The following is an 18206-nucleotide window of genomic DNA, read 5'->3' on the forward strand; positions in this document are numbered from 1 at the left end:
GGTGTGATTGTGCTTTTGCTGATGCCGAGCGAAATAAAACCGCCTAATTTTTGAGATAAATTAAGCGGTTTTTTATTGCAAATTACGCAATACGGTTTCTACCTGCGGTCTTAAATTTTAAACACCATATTATCTTCATATTTTGAGCTGTTATTGACATGAGCCGTAAAAGATAATTTTTCAAAATCCCCCACACGTTTCCATGTCTCAGGTTCATGTGTCTTGACATAATCCAAATACGACAAAAACTCGCTTTTGGTACTGCTAAAAAACAAATACGGCGGTCGCACCCACTTCATCAGCTTTAAAAACTGTACCATACCAAAATATTCACCCAAGCCATAGGCTTCTTGCTTGGTGCGTAGGTAGGGTGGGTCTAGGATAAACAGTGTTTTATCTTGATGATAAAACTTAGGCATCAAGATTTCAAAGTTCTCCGACACAATTTCCAAGCCGTCCAAATAGCCGTCCGCAGTCGGATAGTCGCTTCTGCGAATGGTGTTATAAAACTCGTGCTTGGGCAACTCGTCAATATGGCTAATTTGGTTGCCACTAAACAATAACCAAGTAGAAACGCTATGGCAGTCCACAAAGCCGTCAAAGTTTTGGATAATTTCCAGCAACTTTTGCTTGGTAGGTTCGTCAATGCGTTTGGCTCGTGGCAACGGCTCTAAAATGGCATAAAGCTGTTGTCGTAAGCGGTTGGTGTCACAGAGGTGATAAAGTCTTTGGCTAAAATTATCAAAGTCATTATAGATAACCCTTGCCTTTGGTTTTAGGTATTTGGCGTTGTGGGCAAGCAGTCCACTACCACCGAATACATCTATAATCGTCCACCCTTGACCGTCATCAGGCACGATGCGGTCAAGGGTGTTACGAAAGACTTGGATAATTTGCCGTTTTTGCCCGATAAAGGGCAAGGGGGCGGTGCTGTGGGGTTTATTGTGTTGATTGGATTTCGCCACAAGTTTCTCCATTTTTGGGAGTCTCGTGGACTTCTGGCAGGACGCTGATGGCGTTCAAGGGATTTTGGCTTAAAGTAGCTTGATAATTGTTGATTGCCTTACATCTTGGACATTTGACCTGCAAACGGTCAAAGTTTGCGATTTTAAGTAACTTTTTGTGGCAAGATTGACAAGCGATAAAGTTCATAAATAACCTATTTAAATTTTGCAATGGCATTGCATTTTTGATAGAATAATCAGCGTTGTGTACACAACGGCTGGGCTTTGCTTTTGACAGCTTGCTTGTCAGAAGGTCGGTGTATTGTTCCACCAATGCACCGCCCCCAGTTTTTAAGTCGCCCATTTTACCGACTGTCTTTCAAATGGTCTTTTAACCCATTTTAAAGATTAGCCCGCCGCCACTTCTATGCTGTGCCGTTGCCAGCTTGTCAGTCCGTCTTTAACCGCCCAAAGTTCCACTTTTATCATAACCGCATTGTCCAAATTTACCACCAATTTTGTCTCATCATTACTTGGATTATCAGCAACAATATCCAATGAAAAGTCTGTGATACCGCTCTTTTGCACCACCCTTTGATATGAGCCATTGGCAGATGTTTTCTTTGAGATGATTAGACTGACCATTGCCCCTGTTTCAGGTTCTTGATGTGGGGCGGTTTGGTCTAAAATGGCGGTGTTTTGGCTGATTTTGTTGCGTCCTACCCACGAGATTTTGTTTAGAGCTTGGATTTGATTAGGGTAAGACAGCCCATTGATTTGCACATTGGCAGGGGCAAAGGGGCGAGCGTGGCGGTTGTCAATCAAAAGCGAATTTGCAGTCGCTTTTGATAAATCCAGCGTGCCTTGTGAAGTTTGCGACAGTAGTTTAACTGTCAGCGTTTGCCCTACCTTGACCGCCTTTTCTGCCACCAACGCCACATCGTCATAAAACCAAATCGCTGAATTTTCATCGTGGGCGGTTGGCACGGTGTCCATACAGCCCCGTTTAACGCTGATTTGGCGGTTGTCAAAATTAATGGCTTGGATTTGTACGATTTCATCATTCAACAAGGCACATTGTCCAATACTCATCACGCCAATAGTATCAAGGGTTAGCGTGGTAATTTGACTGGTCTGATGAACCGCATTTTGCACCATACCACGACTGACAAATTGCCCTTGCCCTACGTACTGCTCGCTTGGCTCGCCTGTGGTTTTTGCCCACATTTCAAAGCCTTGTTGCAAAGAATTGGGGCGTTCTGCCAGCACAAGGGCATAGCCATCCGAATTTAGGGCGAGCTGTTCAGGGCTAAATACTTCCAATAAATGCGGATAAGGTAACTGCCAAAGCCGTGCATTGACAATCGGTTCTGGGCTAAGGCTTGGCTGTATCCATAGGCTTGGTTGAACTTGGCTATAAGTGGTGCGTGGCAAACCAAACACATCTTGGACGGCGGTTACCGTGATTTCGCCATTGGTCAGCGTGCCGTGTTCTACACGCACCGCACGCATCATCATACGCTCAATGCCCCTTTGGGGGATTTTGAGTACAAAAGCAGACGCAGGTTGTAAGGCATAGGCTCGTCTGTCCAGCACGATTTTAAACTTTTTAAGGTGCGATTGGATAATTTTCATATCACGACTGGCGACACGCCCTGCCAAATCGCTCGTTGGCAGTCCGACATAGGTTTTGTTTTGTAAAATTATGCCGTCTCGCTGAATGCTGGCAAGATTTTCCGTTCGCACAGTGCGAGTTTCATTGCTCACAGGGTCTGTATAACTGACAACAAGCTGATTTGTTACTAAGTCATTGGATGAGTTGTTGTCTTCTTCTATGCGGAGCATACCTGTGCTGTAGTCAAAACTTGGCAAGCTGTCAGGGCTATCGCTTTCACGAATAAGCACGAGTTTCCAAAGCCCTGTGGTGCGGTCAATCATCAACGCACCGCCAATGTGGTCAAGGATTTGCTGGATAAATTGTTTTAAGGTGTCTTGGCGTTTCCACGCAATGCACATTCCAAATTTCTCATCGTACAAAATATCAGCACACTCTTTAAAACTATCCAAGTCAAGCTGTCCAATGTCTGTACCACGCCCCCAGTCTTCGTTGGTTTGAGCTTCAAAGATGATGTGGGCAGGGTTCATCGCCTTAATTTGCCCACCTTTGTCATCGTTCAGCCAAATCGTTGCTTTTTCATTATACCACTCGCATTCTGTACGGCGGACACGAAACGCCCACGCCTTTGGATAAGGCGAGCCTGAACATACCATACCATCAAAAAAGAATGTTACCACCCCACGATAAGCAGGGACTGGACTGTTATACATTTGTTGCAACTGGGGGAGTGGTCGTTGGTCGCTCGCCCCTTTCATGATGATGAGCGTGCCATCAATGCCCCCTTCTTTGTCATCTCCGCCAAACAAATCGGGCTTGTGAATGCGAATGTGACTCTGGTTGGCACTACCGCCAACCCCTTGCCATGCCACACGGTCGCCAACTTTGATTTGTAAAAGCTCGTCCATTGCCATGCACAGCCCCATGTGAAGCGACATCAAGTAGCGATGTCCCACCGTTTGGCGTTTTGAGCCGAACAACCCTTTTTGCTTTTTGACAATCGGACTGGTGCGATAATTACCTGCCCCAATCACACACCAATCCGTCAGCCATACATCGCCAAAGACAACCATGCGTGGCGTGCCATCATCAATCGTAGGAAATTTAATGTCATCAAAAGCAGACGGCTTGGCTTGGGGTGGCTTGGGTTGTAGTAGATAGCTGATGACCAGCGATGCGACAAATAAAGCAACTTGTACCCACATTATTTTATACTCCTAAAAAATTGGCGTGCCGTCAAAGGGCGACTTATGGGGCATATGCGGACTACCGCCATAATTGTCCGAATTGGCAAATTTATGGATACAGGTGTTAAAAGTGCGGTTGCACCCTGCAAAGACTTTGACCGTCTGCCCAACCGCCAAGCCCTGCACACCGCCAAACAGTTGCAAGCGGTTGCCAATTTGCCGTTCAATGCCCCGTTGCTCTGTGCCGTATTCAGACGACCATTCCATATAACCGCCTGTAAAATAGTCGTCTGCCGATTTATCACTTGGCAACGCTACTTCAATGCCCAAACCGTCTACCGCCACGACCGCCACTTCACTCATAAATGCCCGCCTGTCTAGGTTGCACCCCTTGCCGTAGAGCTGATGAGAGCATAGCTTACTCCAAGTTTTTCTAAGCCCTGTGCGTTCCAATGACACAGACAAATTTTGGCATTGCACTTGGGCGGTAAAGTCACCCACAAATTTCACACCCACCACAAAGCCTTTCCAAACTGCCAAATACGCCCCTTGTTCGGTGCTTGTAAGTTCTGGATAATGCAAATCAAAAATCGTCAAATTGACCGCCTGAGCAGGGGCAAAATGGCGGTACATCAAAGCCAAATCCGAACTGGCAGGAACGGTTAAAGTCAATAAATCCGCCCCACTGTCCTGCGTTTGCCGAATGCCATCATCTTTAATCCCACCCAAAAGCGAGACAAAAGTTATGCTATTAAACCGCACATCACGGTCAGCCGAAGTATAGCCCCACCGCAATGCTCCCCGTTGGAATTGGTATAGACGTATCGGCTGGGCGTTTTGTAGCGAAGTTTCAAAATTATAAAAGCTCATTTTCTTACGCTCTTTATTCAACAATGCCCCTAAAAGTCATCTCTGCCGTTGATAGCCCTTGTATGTCATTGTGATGCACGATATTGACGGTGTCGCTGTTAAGACGACAAAGGCTCATAAAGCTAATGCGTTTGACAAGATGTGGACTAATGCTGTTCAAAAACGGCTCATCAAGCGTTAATCGCTCTACCGTGCCAAGTTCTTCTGATAAGACAATTTTGCGATAAAATCGTTCGCCATTATGTAATTCAATCTGCACAAATTGCCGTCCGTTTTGCCTTTGCCCAAATTTTGTGTAACCACAATTTGCGACTTCTAGACGAGTGCCTGATATGGCTTTGATAAGCTGTAAATCATCGCTAAAAGTCGGCAACCACACCGCTTTTTGTCGTCCATTAAGTAAATTCAGCCACGCATAAAAAGTAGCGTGCTGTTCACTCCCCACCAAAAACCAACGGTACTGGAATAATGAAAAACTGGCGTTGGCACTGTCCACAAGCAAAGGACGACCTGACAAATTGTCCAGTTGTTGTTGCAAGCGTTCGTAAGAATGGGTCAAGTTGTCCACTTCGTTGGGGGCAATGGATAAAACAGGGTTGCCCCTAAATGTGTCAGGCTTGACAGGGTCTGGCAGGTTCACACCGTCCACCGCTTGTAGGCTGACCGCCGTTTGCATTACTTGACTGCTGTGCTTAGTCAATCTTGGCAAGCCATTTAATTGGGCAGACAGAGCAGGGAAAATCTGCGTGCCACGCTCCCAAGCGTGTTGCAATGGGCGTTTTAAAATGATTTGATCGTCATTGACCGCTCCCACTTCGCCCACTTCATAAGAAAATGCGTCTTTGATAAGCATAATGTATTGAAAATTGCCATAAGGAATTTGGGTGGTATCGCAAAGAATGACACGGCTTTGACTGTTAATTTTTGTCGTCAAATAGGCTTGATGAAACCACATCGGCACAACAAAATTTTTACTCGCCCAAGCGGTCATTGCTAAGTCAAACAGCGTGCGTTCTTGACCGTATAGCAATAAATTCACATCAAGCGTTTGGCGTGGGGCAAGGCGTAAGCTACGGCGTTGCTCGTGTCCTGTTTGGGATTGCAAAATATCGGTGTGCCACGCTAGGCTCTCATTCACGCCCTTATCCCAGTCAATGAGCCACGCAAAGCCGATGACCCTTTGACCGCTCAGTTTGCTTGCTACTTGATAGGCGTTTTGGCTTACCTTGCCGACAAATCGCCACGCCAAATCCAAATTAAGCTGTGCGTCCCCGTCTGGTAAAATATGCAGTTGCCACGACCGCTCTTCCAATGCCTGAAAAACTAAGGGTGGCAGGTCGTGGTTGTCAAAATACACACCTGCCGTCAAGCCATCAATGCGTTTTAAGTCAAGGGGTTCAAAATACGCATTCCACAGGGCAAAATTGATGACCTGCTTACTGGCAACCACGCCCAAATCGGCTTGCAAATTGTCAATATGAATACGATGATAAAAATCGTCCACAAAGCTGTGAGCCACGACAAAATCAAGTGGTTTTGGGTGCGTGCTGACAGGAATGTTTGATGTGAGTGGGTGGGCGATGATGTCGCTGACTCGGGTGTTTCGGGCGGTGCTGACTGGATACCATACTCCACCCACCGCCAAATCAAAGTCGCTCGTCAGGTATTCGTTTAGGGCGTGATTGGGCGACAGCGTTACCACATAGTCAATGTTTGCCATTACGCACCTTCATAACGAATTGCCCAGCCAAATGTCCCCGTATGGTCGAACGACCTGCCCGAGCCGTCCGTGCCGTCTCGCACGCTGATGTCTTTGCGATAGAACGGAAAAACAATCCAACGCTCATGCCCGAGTGTGATGATTTGCTCGGGTTCGTGGTTGTCAATGCGTAAAAAACGAGCGTTGGCAAATTGACAAATTAGACTCATTTTGTTTTCGGGGCGTTCAAGATAAACGTTATACGGCAATAGCGGACTATCTGCAAAATGAGCGGTGGGTAAGCGGTCAATGAGTGGCTCAAAACTGGCATAAGCACGGCTAGTGCCTGACGACCACAACACTCCGCCAATGCCATGACAAATGGTAGCATTTGACCAGTCATCACTCCAATTGCTTCTATTCCAAAAGGGGGCAAAAGCTGACGAGCTGTGCGTGCCACTACTGCCACCATATGTTTTGCCAATATAAACCGTTTCTGGCAGTCTAGACGAACTGGCTCGGTAATAGCACGCATTGGCAGACAGCCATAGCCCATTGCCCTGTGTACCTTTGATGAATAATGATTTACCAAAGGTGAGATGGTAAAATCTATCTACATCAAACTTCATGACCAAATAGACTTCATCAACAAAGATAAATAAATGATAATTGGCAGGAAAAAAGCGTGGTGGGACGTTATAGCCTATCCCTGTTTGCCCCAGTCGTACACGGCTAGACGGATTGACAAGCTCCGTGCCGATTTTGCCTGTGCCACCTGTGAGCGTGATGCCCTGATGTTGCCCCCAAAAACTACTTTCTACTTGCTCTTTAACCGAGATTTTTACAAACAAGTTGTCTTTGCTTAAAATCTCATCTCGCCAAGTCCAGCCATGAGCTTGACATTTTTCTACAAGTACATCAGTAAGATTTTGAAAGCTGGTGCAAAGCCCTGAATAATATGCCATATTTACCCCCTTATTTATCCATTTTTAACGCAATATAATCATTAAAGCCCGTCCGCCCTACATCTTGCAACACCACCCATTCATCACCGCAGGTATTTTCAGTTACATTGTCAAAGCCACTGACAAATCGCACGCCGTCCAGCTCGCCATAAATACCATCTTTATCGGTCAAAATAATCGGCATGAGTGGATAAATGCCATTGGTGTCCCTAATTTGCCGACTGCTCGCCAATGCTGATGAATTGTAGGGGTAGCACTCAGGCTGTGTATACACGCCTGTATTAAACCGCATGGCAAAATTTCGGCGGTCGCCTTTGTAGGGCATACTGTGCGATGTGTCTGAAAAACGAGTGGTGGGCGTGCCATTAAGCATTCCTGCACACACGACTGGGTACGGATATTGCGATGGGCGAGCATAGGGCAAAAATTTGCCAATATAAAAATGCTCATACACAGGCGTGCCAACTTTCATACAGCATGCTATGCGTTGGGGATTGACGGTGAGCCAATAATCAATGCGTTGGTTGTGAGCAGGGACACCGCTAATCTTAGCGGACGGTTGATTGTCAAAGGGATTGGACGGCACATAGCCTGTAAAAGTCGCCACCGCCAAATTATAATAATCGGCTTGTGGGTTTTGATAAGTACGCACACCAACAAAAATTTCTTCTTTTTGACTATACCCACGCCCCTTTAAAATAATTTCGTGATTGTCGGTACTGATGTCTTCTCGCAATAACTGCCAATCGCCTGACCGTAAAGCTAAGTCTTTGATTTTTTGGAGCATTTGATAGTGGGCAGGTTTACCGTCTTGGGCGGTTACAAAACCGATGTCGTGTGGCATTTTGATTGACCTATTTTTAATCATAAAAAAACTTAGGCTATCATAACCTAAGTTTTTTAAACCGTCTTTTAACCCATTTTAAAGCTATTTTATAGTCCGTTTACAACCGCAGGGCGGTTTTAAACTTTTCAGGGTCACGGCTCATCATTACCACTAAGTTTTCTTGCCCTTGTGATGAACTTAGCGTATCCAAAATTCGGCTCGGGTCATCTACAAGGTAAAAATTTTGCTGATTGTTTAGACTGGTGGATTGGGCAATTTTTTCGCTGGGGCTAGACAGCTTTGGTGCTTGGATGTTTGGAGCAAAGATTTGTGGCATACTTGCCCCCACCAATCCCCCACTTGAATAGCCCTGCAAGCCTTTAATGGCGTTCATTCCATAGTGGTTAAATTGTGCCAAAAATTCTTTTGCCCCCACTTGGTTGGTCATCTCTTTTCGGATAACAAATTCATCTCTATGAACAATACCTGCTGGCTCGTATTTTCCGCCTTTGCCTGTGTAGCCACCTGTTGCATAGCCTTTACCGCCAAAAGCCGAGCCAAGCACCCCAGCCACCATTGCACCCCAGCCACCACCACCTGCCTTACCTGCGGTTGAAATGGCATTAAAAATCATCTGTTTTAAAATCATTTGGGCGATTTCTCTAAAAAAGCTGGACGCAAATTCACGGAAAGCCTGTTCAGCCGACTTTGTGCCGTCTGCAAACGCAAAAAATGCGTCTGTTAGCCCATTGGTAATGCGGTCATTTAACTGTTCGGCGGTTGGTAAAAACTGCTGAAAACTGCTTTGAGCTTGGTTTAAGCCGTCAATAAATAGCCCTAATTTTTCCACCGAAAAGGCATCGCCTAGACTTTGGGCGAGTAGTTGGGCATAAGTCGCCATTGTTTGTAATTGGGGGTTTATTTCTGTATCAATCGCCTGTTTTTGGGTGTGAAATTCGTGGGCGGTCATGTTGGTGTTGTCATAGCGTTGTTGTAGAATATCAAGCTGTTGTTGTTTGCTTGCTTGCATTTTATCGAGCTCCGCCATTGCATTGTCGTATTCTGCCTTTAATTTTTCCTTATCAATAATCAAGCGGATTTTATGTTCAGCATCGGTCAACTCGGAGAGTTGCATAGGGTCAATGGCAAGCTCTTTTAAGGCGTTGATGTCGGCAAGCAAGTCATCGTATTTATGCTCTATGTCATGCATGGTTTTTTCATGCTCACTGACTGTCGCCCCCAAAAAGTCTTGTTCAAGCTGTTTAACCGCTCCCAATGCTCGCCCCAAAATCTCTGGGCGACGGGTCAGCTTATCTTGGTACTCTTGCTCCGCCTTTTGCAAAAGCTCGGTTTCTTGGGCTGGCTCAAACCCTGCCGACTTAATGTCTGCCACCTGCTTTTCATAATCAGTTTTGAGTTTAATGGGTTCACTGGCATAGTAATATTCTAGCTCGGCTTGCTTTTCGGCTTCTTCTTTGGCTTTTCGCTCTTGCTCTTTGATGATGTCGTTTTGGGCTTGGATATAAGCAAGATTTTGGCGTGCATCATGCTCACGGTCTAATGCTTCATCACCCCCAAACCATGCCGACCACTTTGCGATTTTTGGGACATATTCACGCACTTCTTTGTTGCGAGCTTTACTACCCTTAACCTTACCTGTGCGAGCAAACTGAGACGCACCGCCACGCCCTGCATTATAGGAACGAATGGCATCTTCCCAGTTACCGAACTGTTCATAAGATTTTGCCAAAAACTCAATGGCTTTTGCTCCTGATTTTTTCAAATCAAAACTGTCTTCTTTTGACATTTTCATGTCTGTGCGATAAGAACTGGTTGTCTGAAAGTAGCCCAATGCCCCCGTTGGGCTTTTAGCATACTGCAACCCCTTTGACTCTTGCATCATTAAACCTGCCAAAAGCTCTGCTGGCACACCATGTTTTCTTGCCAAGTCTGCCAAGCCAGAGTTGCCATAAATAAGCCCCTGCACACGCTTTAATGCAATAATCTCATCTTTTGTATAGTTGTATTTTTTCTCATTTTTAACTTTTGATGTACCGCTTGATGATGAGCCACTTGACCCACCCATGACTTTCTTTTGCATGGACGGGTCTTGGTGTAATAGCTTCATCACCAAACCATCTTCAAACATGACTTCGCTAACCCAGCCACCTTTTTTATCATACCATTTTTTAACATCTTTGACAGGGACGGTGGTGGTTACTTCCGTACCCTTCGCAATGGCAAAATCAAGCCCTTTATGAAATTTGGACGCACCTTCCACATTGATATTGCGATGACCATAGCCTGATGTCATGCGATAATCGGTCAGCTTTTTGCCCCCTGCCCGAAAGCGGTCAAGGTCGGACTGGGTAGGCTTTTTGCCGTCCGCACGGCGAATGTCTAGGTGTGTCGCCCCAATGCCTGTATCGCCCACAATGCCCACTACTCGAGGGGCGGTAGATTTTTTGGCACTTGTGGTGCTGGGTTCATCTTTTTTGGTTAATTCGGCATGTTTGTTTTGGGCGGACAAATGTCTGTCAATCAAGGCAATGTCGTCTTTGGTTAAGTCCGACCCTTTGGCACTTCTTGCTTTGGCAATGGCACTCGCTCGTTCTGGCTCAAACCCGTGTTTTTGAATAAGAGCATTGGTTATTTCAAGCTCAAAAATATCTTTTTTGGTCTGCTCCATTAAATCCTTATACTGCTTGGACAATTCACCAATCTTGGCGGTGGTTTTTTCGGCGGATCTGCCAACATTGTCAAGCCCACTAGACAGTCCGTTGGTGGCAGATGTAGCGGATAGGGTTTTGCCTTGATAGGCGGATAATACATCATTGGCATTGTCCAGCTCGTTTTTGGCAAGCTGGGTGGCGGTGGCTTGTTTATCAATTCTACGCTTTAACTCATCGCTGACAAAGCCTAATTTGTTAAGCTCATTGGCGAGTTGTTCGGCAGACAGCGTGCCATTTTTATATGCTTGAACGAGAGCATATATCTGGTCTTGTTGCTCAATGCTGGCACGATAAAACCCCTTACTGTCCAAAATAACCCCTTCTAGGGCATCGGCTTGTTTGTGGTATGCCTTTGTGAGTTCATTGATTTTATCCAGTTGTTCGCCATATTTAACTCGTTTTTGGATTTCAGAAAGCTGACTGTATTCCGCTTTTAACTCAGCCACCGATTTTCTTTGGTCATCAAGGCTTATTACCACATCGTCTGACGATTTTTTCATAAGCAGAAAGCCAGCGACAATGCTTGCCACCGCCACCCCAAGCCCAATCAAGCCACCGCTTGCCGTCAGCATTCGTGATGCCATTGTTAGGGCGTTTAGGCGTGTGGCGGTCAGTGCTGACACATCTGCCATACGAGCCAGAGCCATTTGATAACGAATGGCTTCGGCTTGCCCTGCGATAAACGCCACCGTAGTCGCCACCATTGATGCTGTCATTCGCCCTGCAAATACGCTTGCCACCACAATCCCTGCCTTAACAAGTGCATCAAGGTGCTGACTGACAAATTGCAAGGCAGGAATCAGATTAACCACAATGCGATTGCCCACGCCTTGCATTTCATTGCTAAACTCTGTAATGGCAGATTTGGCTTTAAGGGCATCATTGACCGCTGTTTGACTTAAAATCGCCCCAGCTTGCCGTGCCTGTTCGCCATATCTTTTAAAGCCTTCGCCCCCTTCATTAAGCAAGGGCAAAAGTGCCGATGCCTCATCAGCGATACTCTCCATATAAAAAATCATCTCGTTTTCGGAAACATTGGCTTCTCGTAGGCTGTTTACGTACAGTTGCAGAGCGTCCGCACCGCTGAGATGACGAAACTGCTCGGCAGTTACGCCAACCTGTGGGGCAATGGTTTCAAAAAAGTCTTGGAGTTCGCCACCGCCCGTTGTCAAAAAGTCGCCCACCTTATCTCTGGTGTCCTTAAAAATATCGGACAATTTGTCCATTTCTACACCGACCGTTTTTGCTCCTGCCACATAATACTGGAATTGCTCAACATTCATGCCTGAAATGGTGGAGAGATTTTTAAGCTCCACCGCTTTTTCTACGGCATTCAGACTGGCAGTCAAAAGCCCACCTGATAGCCCAATCAAGCTCATAAAATGGGGCGTGAGCGAGCGGAGCGACTGCTCCATTCGTTCGTTGATATTGACCGTATTTTGCGTAGCCCTTGCGGTGTCGCTCATCGCTTGTCCAAGTCGCTCGGTTTGGCGAATGCTACCACCCAAATCAAGGCTGTTACTGGCATTGTCCAACGCCTGTGCTTGTTGGTTGATGGCTTGTGTGGTTTGGTTGGTTGCTTGGGTGGATTGATTTTGGGCGGTGGTGGTTGTTTGTCCTGTGCCTGAGATTTGACTTTGCAAATTGTTTAACTGACTGACCGCTTGGGCGACATCAGCACGCACTCGTAGGGCTAATTCTAGGTTATTTGCCATCAGATGCTCCTGTAAAAGGTTTTCTTACAAAAAATAGGGCTAAAAAGCCCCATTTCTCAATTCTTTTAGATACTGCGTGGTTTCTTTGCCACCATTAAAGCCCAAATTCACCGCTTCAATGGTGTCGGCTTTTTGGGCGTGTTGGCTCTTGACAATGGTGTGGTAAAACAGCTCAATTTGCCGTTCGGTATAGCCCCCAATCGCCCCAAAATTATGTCCATTGGCGACAAGGGTTTGAACAATCACGCCCCAGCCGACTGGCTTTTGGTTTGATTTTTTCGCACCGCTCGCACCACGCTTTTCATAAAAAAATGCTTATTGACCTGCCACCAGCCAAGCATTAGGCTTTCCATTTCGGTTAGGGTCAAACTGTCCAAAAAGTCGGCAGGTTCGTCAAGGCTTGCCAATAATAAGCCCTTTAAATCGGCAAATTCATCTTCAAAAAATGCCAAAACATCGTCCACCAATACATCATCGCTTGCGGTCATAAGGGCGGTAAATTTGGCAATAAATGGGGCGTAAGTTTGGCGTAAAGCAAGCCATTCTACAAAGGCGTATTCTTTGAGTTTGACGGTTTTGCCACCAATCAGTAGGGACTGGTTAGGGAATAAAATTGATAAATCTTGTGCATAATCAGGCTCATTTTGGGTCTGCTTGGCTTGTGCCTGTTCTTGTTCTTGGCGTTCTAATTGTGCCAATTCATCATCAGTTAGGGTTTTTGCCATTTTACTACTCTTTTTTGGGGTAAATGTCCCAAAATGGGACTTTTTTGGTTATTCTAATGGGGGAAAAATCCAAAAACGACAAATTGTCGGATTTGACTTTTTAAGTGAAACTGCCAAAAGCGAACTCAAATTCGCTTTTGGCGTTGGGCTATCAATCCAACAGTTCAATCTTGCCGTAACCGCCAAGCTCGGGGTCAAGCTGATAGACGGTATCTAGCAAACATTTGCCCTGCAAGGTAATTTCGCCCAGACTTTCGTCAATCAAGCCAAGATTTGCCAATGGTTGAAACTCTACTTTGTACAGATGTAGCCTTTCACGACTGTTATCTACTGTATTGATTGAGTCCATAAACAGATAAACAGGCTTAGGCTTTTGGGTTAGTACGGCAAGTTTTTGGCTACCACCGTAGTTATAGTTGGCTTTTAGGGGCTGTTGGAACGATGCCAAATCCAAGATTTCAATCACACCGCCCTTGTCCGAGCGAATGCGATAATGGGTGTTTTCGGTCAAAGTTTGACCACCATTATCACTGATAACAAGAGCAGAAATACCGCCTTTATCTAGGATAATGGTGCGACCTGCTTTGGTTTCTGGGAACACTTCGTCCGTTACCGAACCACCCACCACCGTGCTGGTTTTGCCGTGTAGTCCAAGTGCCAAATTTTCGGCATCGGCATAGCGGATATTCATCTCAATGGAGATTTCAAGCCCTGTTCGCACCACCACCGAAGTAGCTCGCTGACCTGTGTAGTTTTCTTTACGGACTTCTTGCTCTTCGTTGATAGACAAGGACACCGTGCCAGTATCGCCAATCCATCTGGCATCGCCACGCTTGCCATCTCCGAGTGTTTCGGCAAGGTAAATCGCCCCTTGTCGGCTAAAATCTTTACGAACGGTCGTCATTTAATAGCTCCTATTGATTATTTGTATCAGGTTTGGCTTTGGGTTTGGCAGGTTCGGCTTTTTCATCTGCCTTTTCAGGCTTGGCAAGTTCGGCAACACCATTTTTAATCAGCCAATCGGCAGTTGTCTGTGATACGGTTAAGGTATCATTGGCTTGATAAGACTGCCCTGCGTGGGTATGGGGTTTTAAAAGGGTAACTGAGATTTCAGTTACTGCGGTTTGGTTTTGGTTTGGCATTGTTTACTCCAAATATTAAGTTAAAATGATTTTAAATTAAGAAAAAATTAAATTTCCCAAAGTTCAACGGCTGTTTTTATGCCGTATTGCCAAATGCCCTGTGTTTCGCTGATAAAACTTTCTGCCACAAAATACACTTGGGTTAGGCAGTCAGTAGGACGAAACTTTTTAAGGCTATTTCTAATATCATCAAGGCGTGCGGTGGTGCTTGTTGCTCCCCTAAGCGACCGAATGACAAGGGTTAATTGAATGTTAATCCGCCGTCTTTGGGGGCGGTCAAGCAGTGGAGCGTTGGGATAATTCCCACCAGACAACTCAGGTTCAATAAATTCACTCCCAATATACTGCACCAAGATTTCCCCCAAAGGGTGTTTTAGGGCGTATTGGCTTGGACTATCAGGCATTTCATTGATTGCTAAATCACTGATATGCTCTTTTAGCCTGTTGATATAATCGTCAATGATGGCTTGGGTTTTGGACATCTTGAAAAATCCTAAAAAGTATGATAGAATGAACTGCAATTTATTCTATCTTGGCACAAGCCATTATGATAAATCAAACCTGCGCTTTGGTACTTTGACCAGCCACACTTGGTTTGGTTGGGGTTTTTGTGTGCTTTGAATACCGAGACTTAAATCTCCTTTTTGTAACTTTTCTAAGTCATCGTTGGCGGTCTTATAAGCCAACACCACCGCACTGGGCAAATCGCCCCCATCAGGACGGCGTAAATACAAAGCATACCGCACCAAATCCAACGCAATCCCTTCCAATAAATCCGACTTTTGTGCCAACGGTAAAGGGTATCGCCCACGCAAATGAGCATTGATACGCTCTCCTGCGTTGGCAATCGCCTTTTTGATGATGTCATTATTGACGGTTTGCTTGGTTGGGTCGTCTTGGGTTAGGGCAACGAGCGTATCGCTTGGGATTAAGCCCTTAACCTGTGCTACGGTGCAGTACATTTTTATCCCCTTTTTTGCCCTTATGCCGTCAGCTCAATCAACGCATCAGGCTGTGTACATAGCGATAACGGATTAGACTGGGCTTCAATGTCATAGCCTTTGCCCATATTGCGTGGCTCAATCTTGGCATACATTTCTTTGCCCAGCGTGCCAACGGTTTCGTTATAGTTGGCAGGGGCGTACACCGTTTTGAACAGTCCGTCCACAATCGGCACAAGTCTTCCTATGCCTTCTTTGATATAGCGGATAAGTTTGCCATTTGTCCCCATGACTTCCACTTCGTATTCAATGAATTTAACTCCACCAAACTCAAAGCCGTCTCGTTTATCGCCCCCCAATTTGTCCGATGCTTCAGCATAATTGGCATAGGCTTTTTGCACATTGGGGTGGGCGGTTAATTTGTCAAACATATCGGCAGAGCAGTAGCATTTCCAATCTTTAACTATCGCACCGCCCAATTTCTTTTGAGCTTGGCGTTTGGCTTTGATGATGTTGCCCCGCACATCGGCATTGGGGTCATCAAGCCCAAGCGATTGGGTTAGTTGTTTAACGCCAAATTCTTTGTACAAGTCATAAATGACGGTTGTGCCGTCTGCATCGTAAATCACCCCATTAATCGCCCCAATGCGGTGATATTCTTGGGTGGCGATGATGTCATCTTTGAGCTCTTGTAGTTTATTGTTGATGACTTTGGATTGCTCATCACTTTCAGAGCTTTCGCCAAAGCCTGCTACGGTCAAATCATCAGGTGCAAGCTGAGTGGCTCTTGGCAAATGGGGAATTTCAAAGACACGGCGAACTCGCTTACCGTGTGTCTTTTTGGCAGGTTCGCCATTTCTTGAAGTATTTTCTACCAGCACCAATTTGCCATTTTGATTTTCTACCACGACAAATAAATGCTTGGTAGATTCCACTTTAAACAGTTTGCTATCGCCCAAAACAGTGGGCGGTGCTGGCAGGGTGTTGATTGCCTTTGTTAGTTCGGCAAGGGTAAATAGGTCTGATAAATTCATTGTCGTCATACGATTATCCTATGTTAAGTAAAAGTTAAAAATCAGTCGCCAATCGCCCCAGAACCTTCGCCTGTTACGACATTGGAACGGTCAATTTCGGGCAATGATATGGTAGCGATTGGTAAAATCTCGCCTTGTGTCATGATGCCCATTGTGTTGAGCGTGGAGAGAGCTTGTTTTTTCTCGTCATCGGACACATCATTAGGGAAAATCAGATTTTCGGTGGCAACCACCGCCCCACGCACAATGGCAAGACTGGTTTTGACATCATCAGATGACTCTACCTTCTCCGCCAAAATACCTGCCACTCGTGTATAATCGGACGGTTCGGCAGTTAGGTAGTCTTGTCCGTCCACATAGTACAGCACCGTGCCAATCGCAAGGGCGGTGTCGGTTTTGACTTTGATAGTTTGGGTTGTCCAGCCCCGAGCGACTTCGGTCAAAAGCACATCAGATAGGTACATCGGTTCTTGATAAGTTGCCATCATTTTCTCCTAGATTAAGATTGATTTTCTTTGGCACGGCGTTTGGCGTCACGCATCAGCGGACTTTCTTTATCGTCTGTGGTGCGGTTGCCTTTGTGAAATTCAGCGAAACTGGCATTTTTTGGCAATTCGCTAAACAGTTTTTTCAATGCGTCCGTGAGCGACTGCTCGCCACCTTCGCTAAAACTGGCTGTGTGAGCCGTGCCAGCCGTCATCACTTCCACCACCTGCGATTTTAGCTTTGGAGGCAGTTGCCCTGATTTAACCAAGCCTTCTGCAAAGTCTTGAATTTGGCTTGCCGTCTCTTTTGCTTTGTCATCAGCAATTTTCTTTTGTAAGTCTGCAAGCTGTTTTTCAAGGGCTTTTTCACGCTCACTTTTTTCATCAGATTTTTTATCATCTTTTTGAACACTAATCTGCCCGAGAATGCTATCCAATTGTGAAGGGTCATTTTTGATATACTCTTGTAAAAATGATAGAGCGGATTTAAAATCAATCTGAGCTGGCTTATTATCGTCTGGCTTGCCTTCCAAAGGCTCACTAAAAGACGCTGTGCCATTTTCATTCTCCGCAAATTGTACCGAGCCTAAGCCTTTCACGGCAGGCACTTGACCGCCCAAAAATCCGATATGACGCAGATATAGCGTGCCTTTTTTGGGGTTTTGGGGGCTGTCGGGCAGGTAGAAACTTGGCGACACTTTGTTGTGTTTGCCTTGATTGACACTTTCGGCAAAAGATGCGTCCACTTGTTTTGCGTATGCCCAAAGCACATTGTTTTTGTCCAGTTCCAACTTCTCTACCCAGCCGTAGGCAGGGTCATCGTGCTTGGGGTGTCCTAAAACTAATGGAGCTTGGTGCAGGTTTTCGGCATAACTGGCAACGCAGTCAGCGAGCATTTGGGGCGTATAATCAATGGTATCGCCCTCCATACTGGTGTGCTTGCCAGCTTTAAAGATTTTGATTTTTTTCATCAATCAGTTACTCCTTTGTTTTGGCAAGCCAAAAGCCGTAAGGTTGCCACATTGATTTAAAGGCATTGTCGTAGGCAATTTGGCGACCGATTTGCTCGTCAAATGTACTTTCATCAACACAGGCACTCTCGCCCGTAAAGACAAAGCCACATTTGACGGTAATGGCACAATGCGTTAATGTTTTGGATAGGCGATTGTAGGCAACATCTACAATCTCACTCTCCAAAAATTCTTTGGTGATTTTGTTCATAAAAAAGCCCATTGAAGTGAAACAATGGGCATAGTATGACAAAGATTTTTTGGGCGGTCTTTTAACTTGTTTTAAAGTTTTTTGGTGGGGTTTGATTGGGTTTTA

18 protein-coding genes are annotated in these 18206 nt (G+C 45.6%); all 18 read right to left on the minus strand.

Translation table 11 applies throughout. From position 1 onward, the window contains the following. Window positions 1-110: 110 nt before the first annotated feature. The 18 genes from B5J93_RS11385 to B5J93_RS11470 all read right to left on the minus strand — a co-directional run bounded on the left by B5J93_RS11385 (window position 111) and on the right by B5J93_RS11470 (window position 18101). Complete coding sequence (locus B5J93_RS11385) at window positions 111-965, minus strand: DNA adenine methylase (RefSeq protein WP_228144935.1); 855 nt, start codon at window positions 963-965, stop codon at window positions 111-113. Beyond that, window positions 940-1308, minus strand: coding sequence for a Com family DNA-binding transcriptional regulator (locus tag B5J93_RS11390; protein ID WP_079326486.1), 369 nt, complete (start codon window positions 1306-1308; stop codon window positions 940-942). The genes B5J93_RS11385 and B5J93_RS11390 overlap by 26 nt, the downstream gene beginning before the upstream one ends. Before the next feature lie 44 nt (window positions 1309-1352). Further along, window positions 1353-3764 carry a hypothetical protein gene (locus tag B5J93_RS11395; protein ID WP_079326487.1) on the minus strand — a complete coding sequence of 804 codons (2412 nt, stop codon included), beginning with the start codon at window positions 3762-3764 and terminating at the stop codon, window positions 1353-1355. Between the two features lie 12 nt (window positions 3765-3776). Continuing rightward, window positions 3777-4616, minus strand: coding sequence for a phage BR0599 family protein (locus tag B5J93_RS11400; protein ID WP_143823540.1), 840 nt, complete (start codon window positions 4614-4616; stop codon window positions 3777-3779). A 13-nt stretch (window positions 4617-4629) separates the two neighbouring features. After that, a complete protein-coding gene (locus tag B5J93_RS11405; protein WP_079326489.1) occupies window positions 4630-6336 on the minus strand; it encodes a hypothetical protein in 1707 nt (568 codons plus the stop codon). Further along, entirely contained in the window at window positions 6336-7280 is a 945-nt protein-coding gene (locus B5J93_RS11410; protein WP_079326490.1) for a hypothetical protein, read from the minus strand. The genes B5J93_RS11405 and B5J93_RS11410 overlap by 1 nt, the downstream gene beginning before the upstream one ends. A gap of 10 nt (window positions 7281-7290) precedes the next feature. Further along, a complete protein-coding gene (locus B5J93_RS11415) occupies window positions 7291-8124 on the minus strand; it encodes a hypothetical protein (RefSeq protein ID WP_079326491.1) in 834 nt (277 codons plus the stop codon). Window positions 8125-8224: 100 nt separating this feature from the next. Beyond that, the gene (locus B5J93_RS11420; protein WP_079326492.1) at window positions 8225-12553 is read right to left on the minus strand and encodes a transglycosylase SLT domain-containing protein; all 4329 of its coding nucleotides are present in this window, start codon (window positions 12551-12553) and stop codon (window positions 8225-8227) included. A 39-nt stretch (window positions 12554-12592) separates the two neighbouring features. After that, the gene (locus B5J93_RS11425; RefSeq protein WP_079326493.1) at window positions 12593-12799 is read right to left on the minus strand and encodes a hypothetical protein; all 207 of its coding nucleotides are present in this window, start codon (window positions 12797-12799) and stop codon (window positions 12593-12595) included. Continuing rightward, window positions 12796-13278 (minus strand): DUF6631 family protein, encoded by a 483-nt coding sequence (locus B5J93_RS11430; RefSeq protein ID WP_079326494.1) that lies wholly within the window; start codon window positions 13276-13278, stop codon window positions 12796-12798. The genes B5J93_RS11425 and B5J93_RS11430 overlap by 4 nt, the downstream gene beginning before the upstream one ends. 151 nt (window positions 13279-13429) lie before the next feature. Then, the gene (locus tag B5J93_RS11435; RefSeq protein WP_079326495.1) at window positions 13430-14182 is read right to left on the minus strand and encodes a phage tail tube protein; all 753 of its coding nucleotides are present in this window, start codon (window positions 14180-14182) and stop codon (window positions 13430-13432) included. Between the two features lie 10 nt (window positions 14183-14192). Then, the gene (locus tag B5J93_RS11440; RefSeq protein WP_079326496.1) at window positions 14193-14420 is read right to left on the minus strand and encodes a DUF7210 family protein; all 228 of its coding nucleotides are present in this window, start codon (window positions 14418-14420) and stop codon (window positions 14193-14195) included. Between the two features lie 47 nt (window positions 14421-14467). Further along, the gene (locus B5J93_RS11445) at window positions 14468-14902 is read right to left on the minus strand and encodes a Gp37 family protein (RefSeq protein ID WP_079326497.1); all 435 of its coding nucleotides are present in this window, start codon (window positions 14900-14902) and stop codon (window positions 14468-14470) included. A gap of 63 nt (window positions 14903-14965) precedes the next feature. Then, window positions 14966-15382 carry a gp436 family protein gene (locus B5J93_RS11450; RefSeq protein WP_079326498.1) on the minus strand — a complete coding sequence of 139 codons (417 nt, stop codon included), beginning with the start codon at window positions 15380-15382 and terminating at the stop codon, window positions 14966-14968. Window positions 15383-15402: 20 nt separating this feature from the next. Beyond that, complete coding sequence (locus B5J93_RS11455) at window positions 15403-16404, minus strand: major capsid protein (protein ID WP_079326499.1); 1002 nt, start codon at window positions 16402-16404, stop codon at window positions 15403-15405. A 32-nt stretch (window positions 16405-16436) separates the two neighbouring features. Beyond that, complete coding sequence (locus tag B5J93_RS11460; protein WP_158080741.1) at window positions 16437-16880, minus strand: head decoration protein; 444 nt, start codon at window positions 16878-16880, stop codon at window positions 16437-16439. A gap of 14 nt (window positions 16881-16894) precedes the next feature. Beyond that, window positions 16895-17851, minus strand: a complete 957-nt coding sequence (locus tag B5J93_RS11465; RefSeq protein ID WP_079326501.1) for a hypothetical protein — start codon at window positions 17849-17851, stop codon at window positions 16895-16897. Between the two features lie 7 nt (window positions 17852-17858). After that, window positions 17859-18101 carry a Gp49 family protein gene (locus B5J93_RS11470; protein WP_079326502.1) on the minus strand — a complete coding sequence of 81 codons (243 nt, stop codon included), beginning with the start codon at window positions 18099-18101 and terminating at the stop codon, window positions 17859-17861. Window positions 18102-18206: the final 105 nt, after the last annotated feature.

This window comes from Moraxella equi (assembly GCF_002027555.1).
Classification (GTDB): Bacteria; Pseudomonadota; Gammaproteobacteria; order Pseudomonadales; family Moraxellaceae; genus Moraxella; species Moraxella equi.

Bases quoted from the DNA above. Each gene is read 5' to 3' on its own strand.
- B5J93_RS11400 (WP_143823540.1), bottom strand. From the start codon at position 4,616: ATGAGCTTTTATAATTTTGAAACTTCGCTACAAAACGCCCAGCCGATA.
- B5J93_RS11440 (WP_079326496.1), bottom strand. From the start codon at position 14,420: ATGCCAAACCAAAACCAAACCGCAGTAACTGAAATCTCAGTTACCCTT.
- B5J93_RS11460 (WP_158080741.1), bottom strand. From the start codon at position 16,880: ATGGCAACTTATCAAGAACCGATGTACCTATCTGATGTGCTTTTGACC.
- B5J93_RS11390 (WP_079326486.1), bottom strand. From the start codon at position 1,308: ATGGGCGACTTAAAAACTGGGGGCGGTGCATTGGTGGAACAATACACC.
- B5J93_RS11435 (WP_079326495.1), bottom strand. From the start codon at position 14,182: ATGACGACCGTTCGTAAAGATTTTAGCCGACAAGGGGCGATTTACCTT.
- B5J93_RS11415 (WP_079326491.1), bottom strand. From the start codon at position 8,124: ATGCCACACGACATCGGTTTTGTAACCGCCCAAGACGGTAAACCTGCC.
- B5J93_RS11430 (WP_079326494.1), bottom strand. From the start codon at position 13,278: ATGGCAAAAACCCTAACTGATGATGAATTGGCACAATTAGAACGCCAA.
- B5J93_RS11465 (WP_079326501.1), bottom strand. From the start codon at position 17,851: ATGAAAAAAATCAAAATCTTTAAAGCTGGCAAGCACACCAGTATGGAG.
- B5J93_RS11470 (WP_079326502.1), bottom strand. From the start codon at position 18,101: ATGAACAAAATCACCAAAGAATTTTTGGAGAGTGAGATTGTAGATGTT.
- B5J93_RS11445 (WP_079326497.1), bottom strand. From the start codon at position 14,902: ATGTCCAAAACCCAAGCCATCATTGACGATTATATCAACAGGCTAAAA.
- B5J93_RS11405 (WP_079326489.1), bottom strand. From the start codon at position 6,336: ATGGCAAACATTGACTATGTGGTAACGCTGTCGCCCAATCACGCCCTA.
- B5J93_RS11450 (WP_079326498.1), bottom strand. From the start codon at position 15,382: ATGTACTGCACCGTAGCACAGGTTAAGGGCTTAATCCCAAGCGATACG.
- B5J93_RS11420 (WP_079326492.1), bottom strand. From the start codon at position 12,553: ATGGCAAATAACCTAGAATTAGCCCTACGAGTGCGTGCTGATGTCGCC.
- B5J93_RS11410 (WP_079326490.1), bottom strand. From the start codon at position 7,280: ATGGCATATTATTCAGGGCTTTGCACCAGCTTTCAAAATCTTACTGAT.
- B5J93_RS11455 (WP_079326499.1), bottom strand. From the start codon at position 16,404: ATGACGACAATGAATTTATCAGACCTATTTACCCTTGCCGAACTAACA.
- B5J93_RS11395 (WP_079326487.1), bottom strand. From the start codon at position 3,764: ATGTGGGTACAAGTTGCTTTATTTGTCGCATCGCTGGTCATCAGCTAT.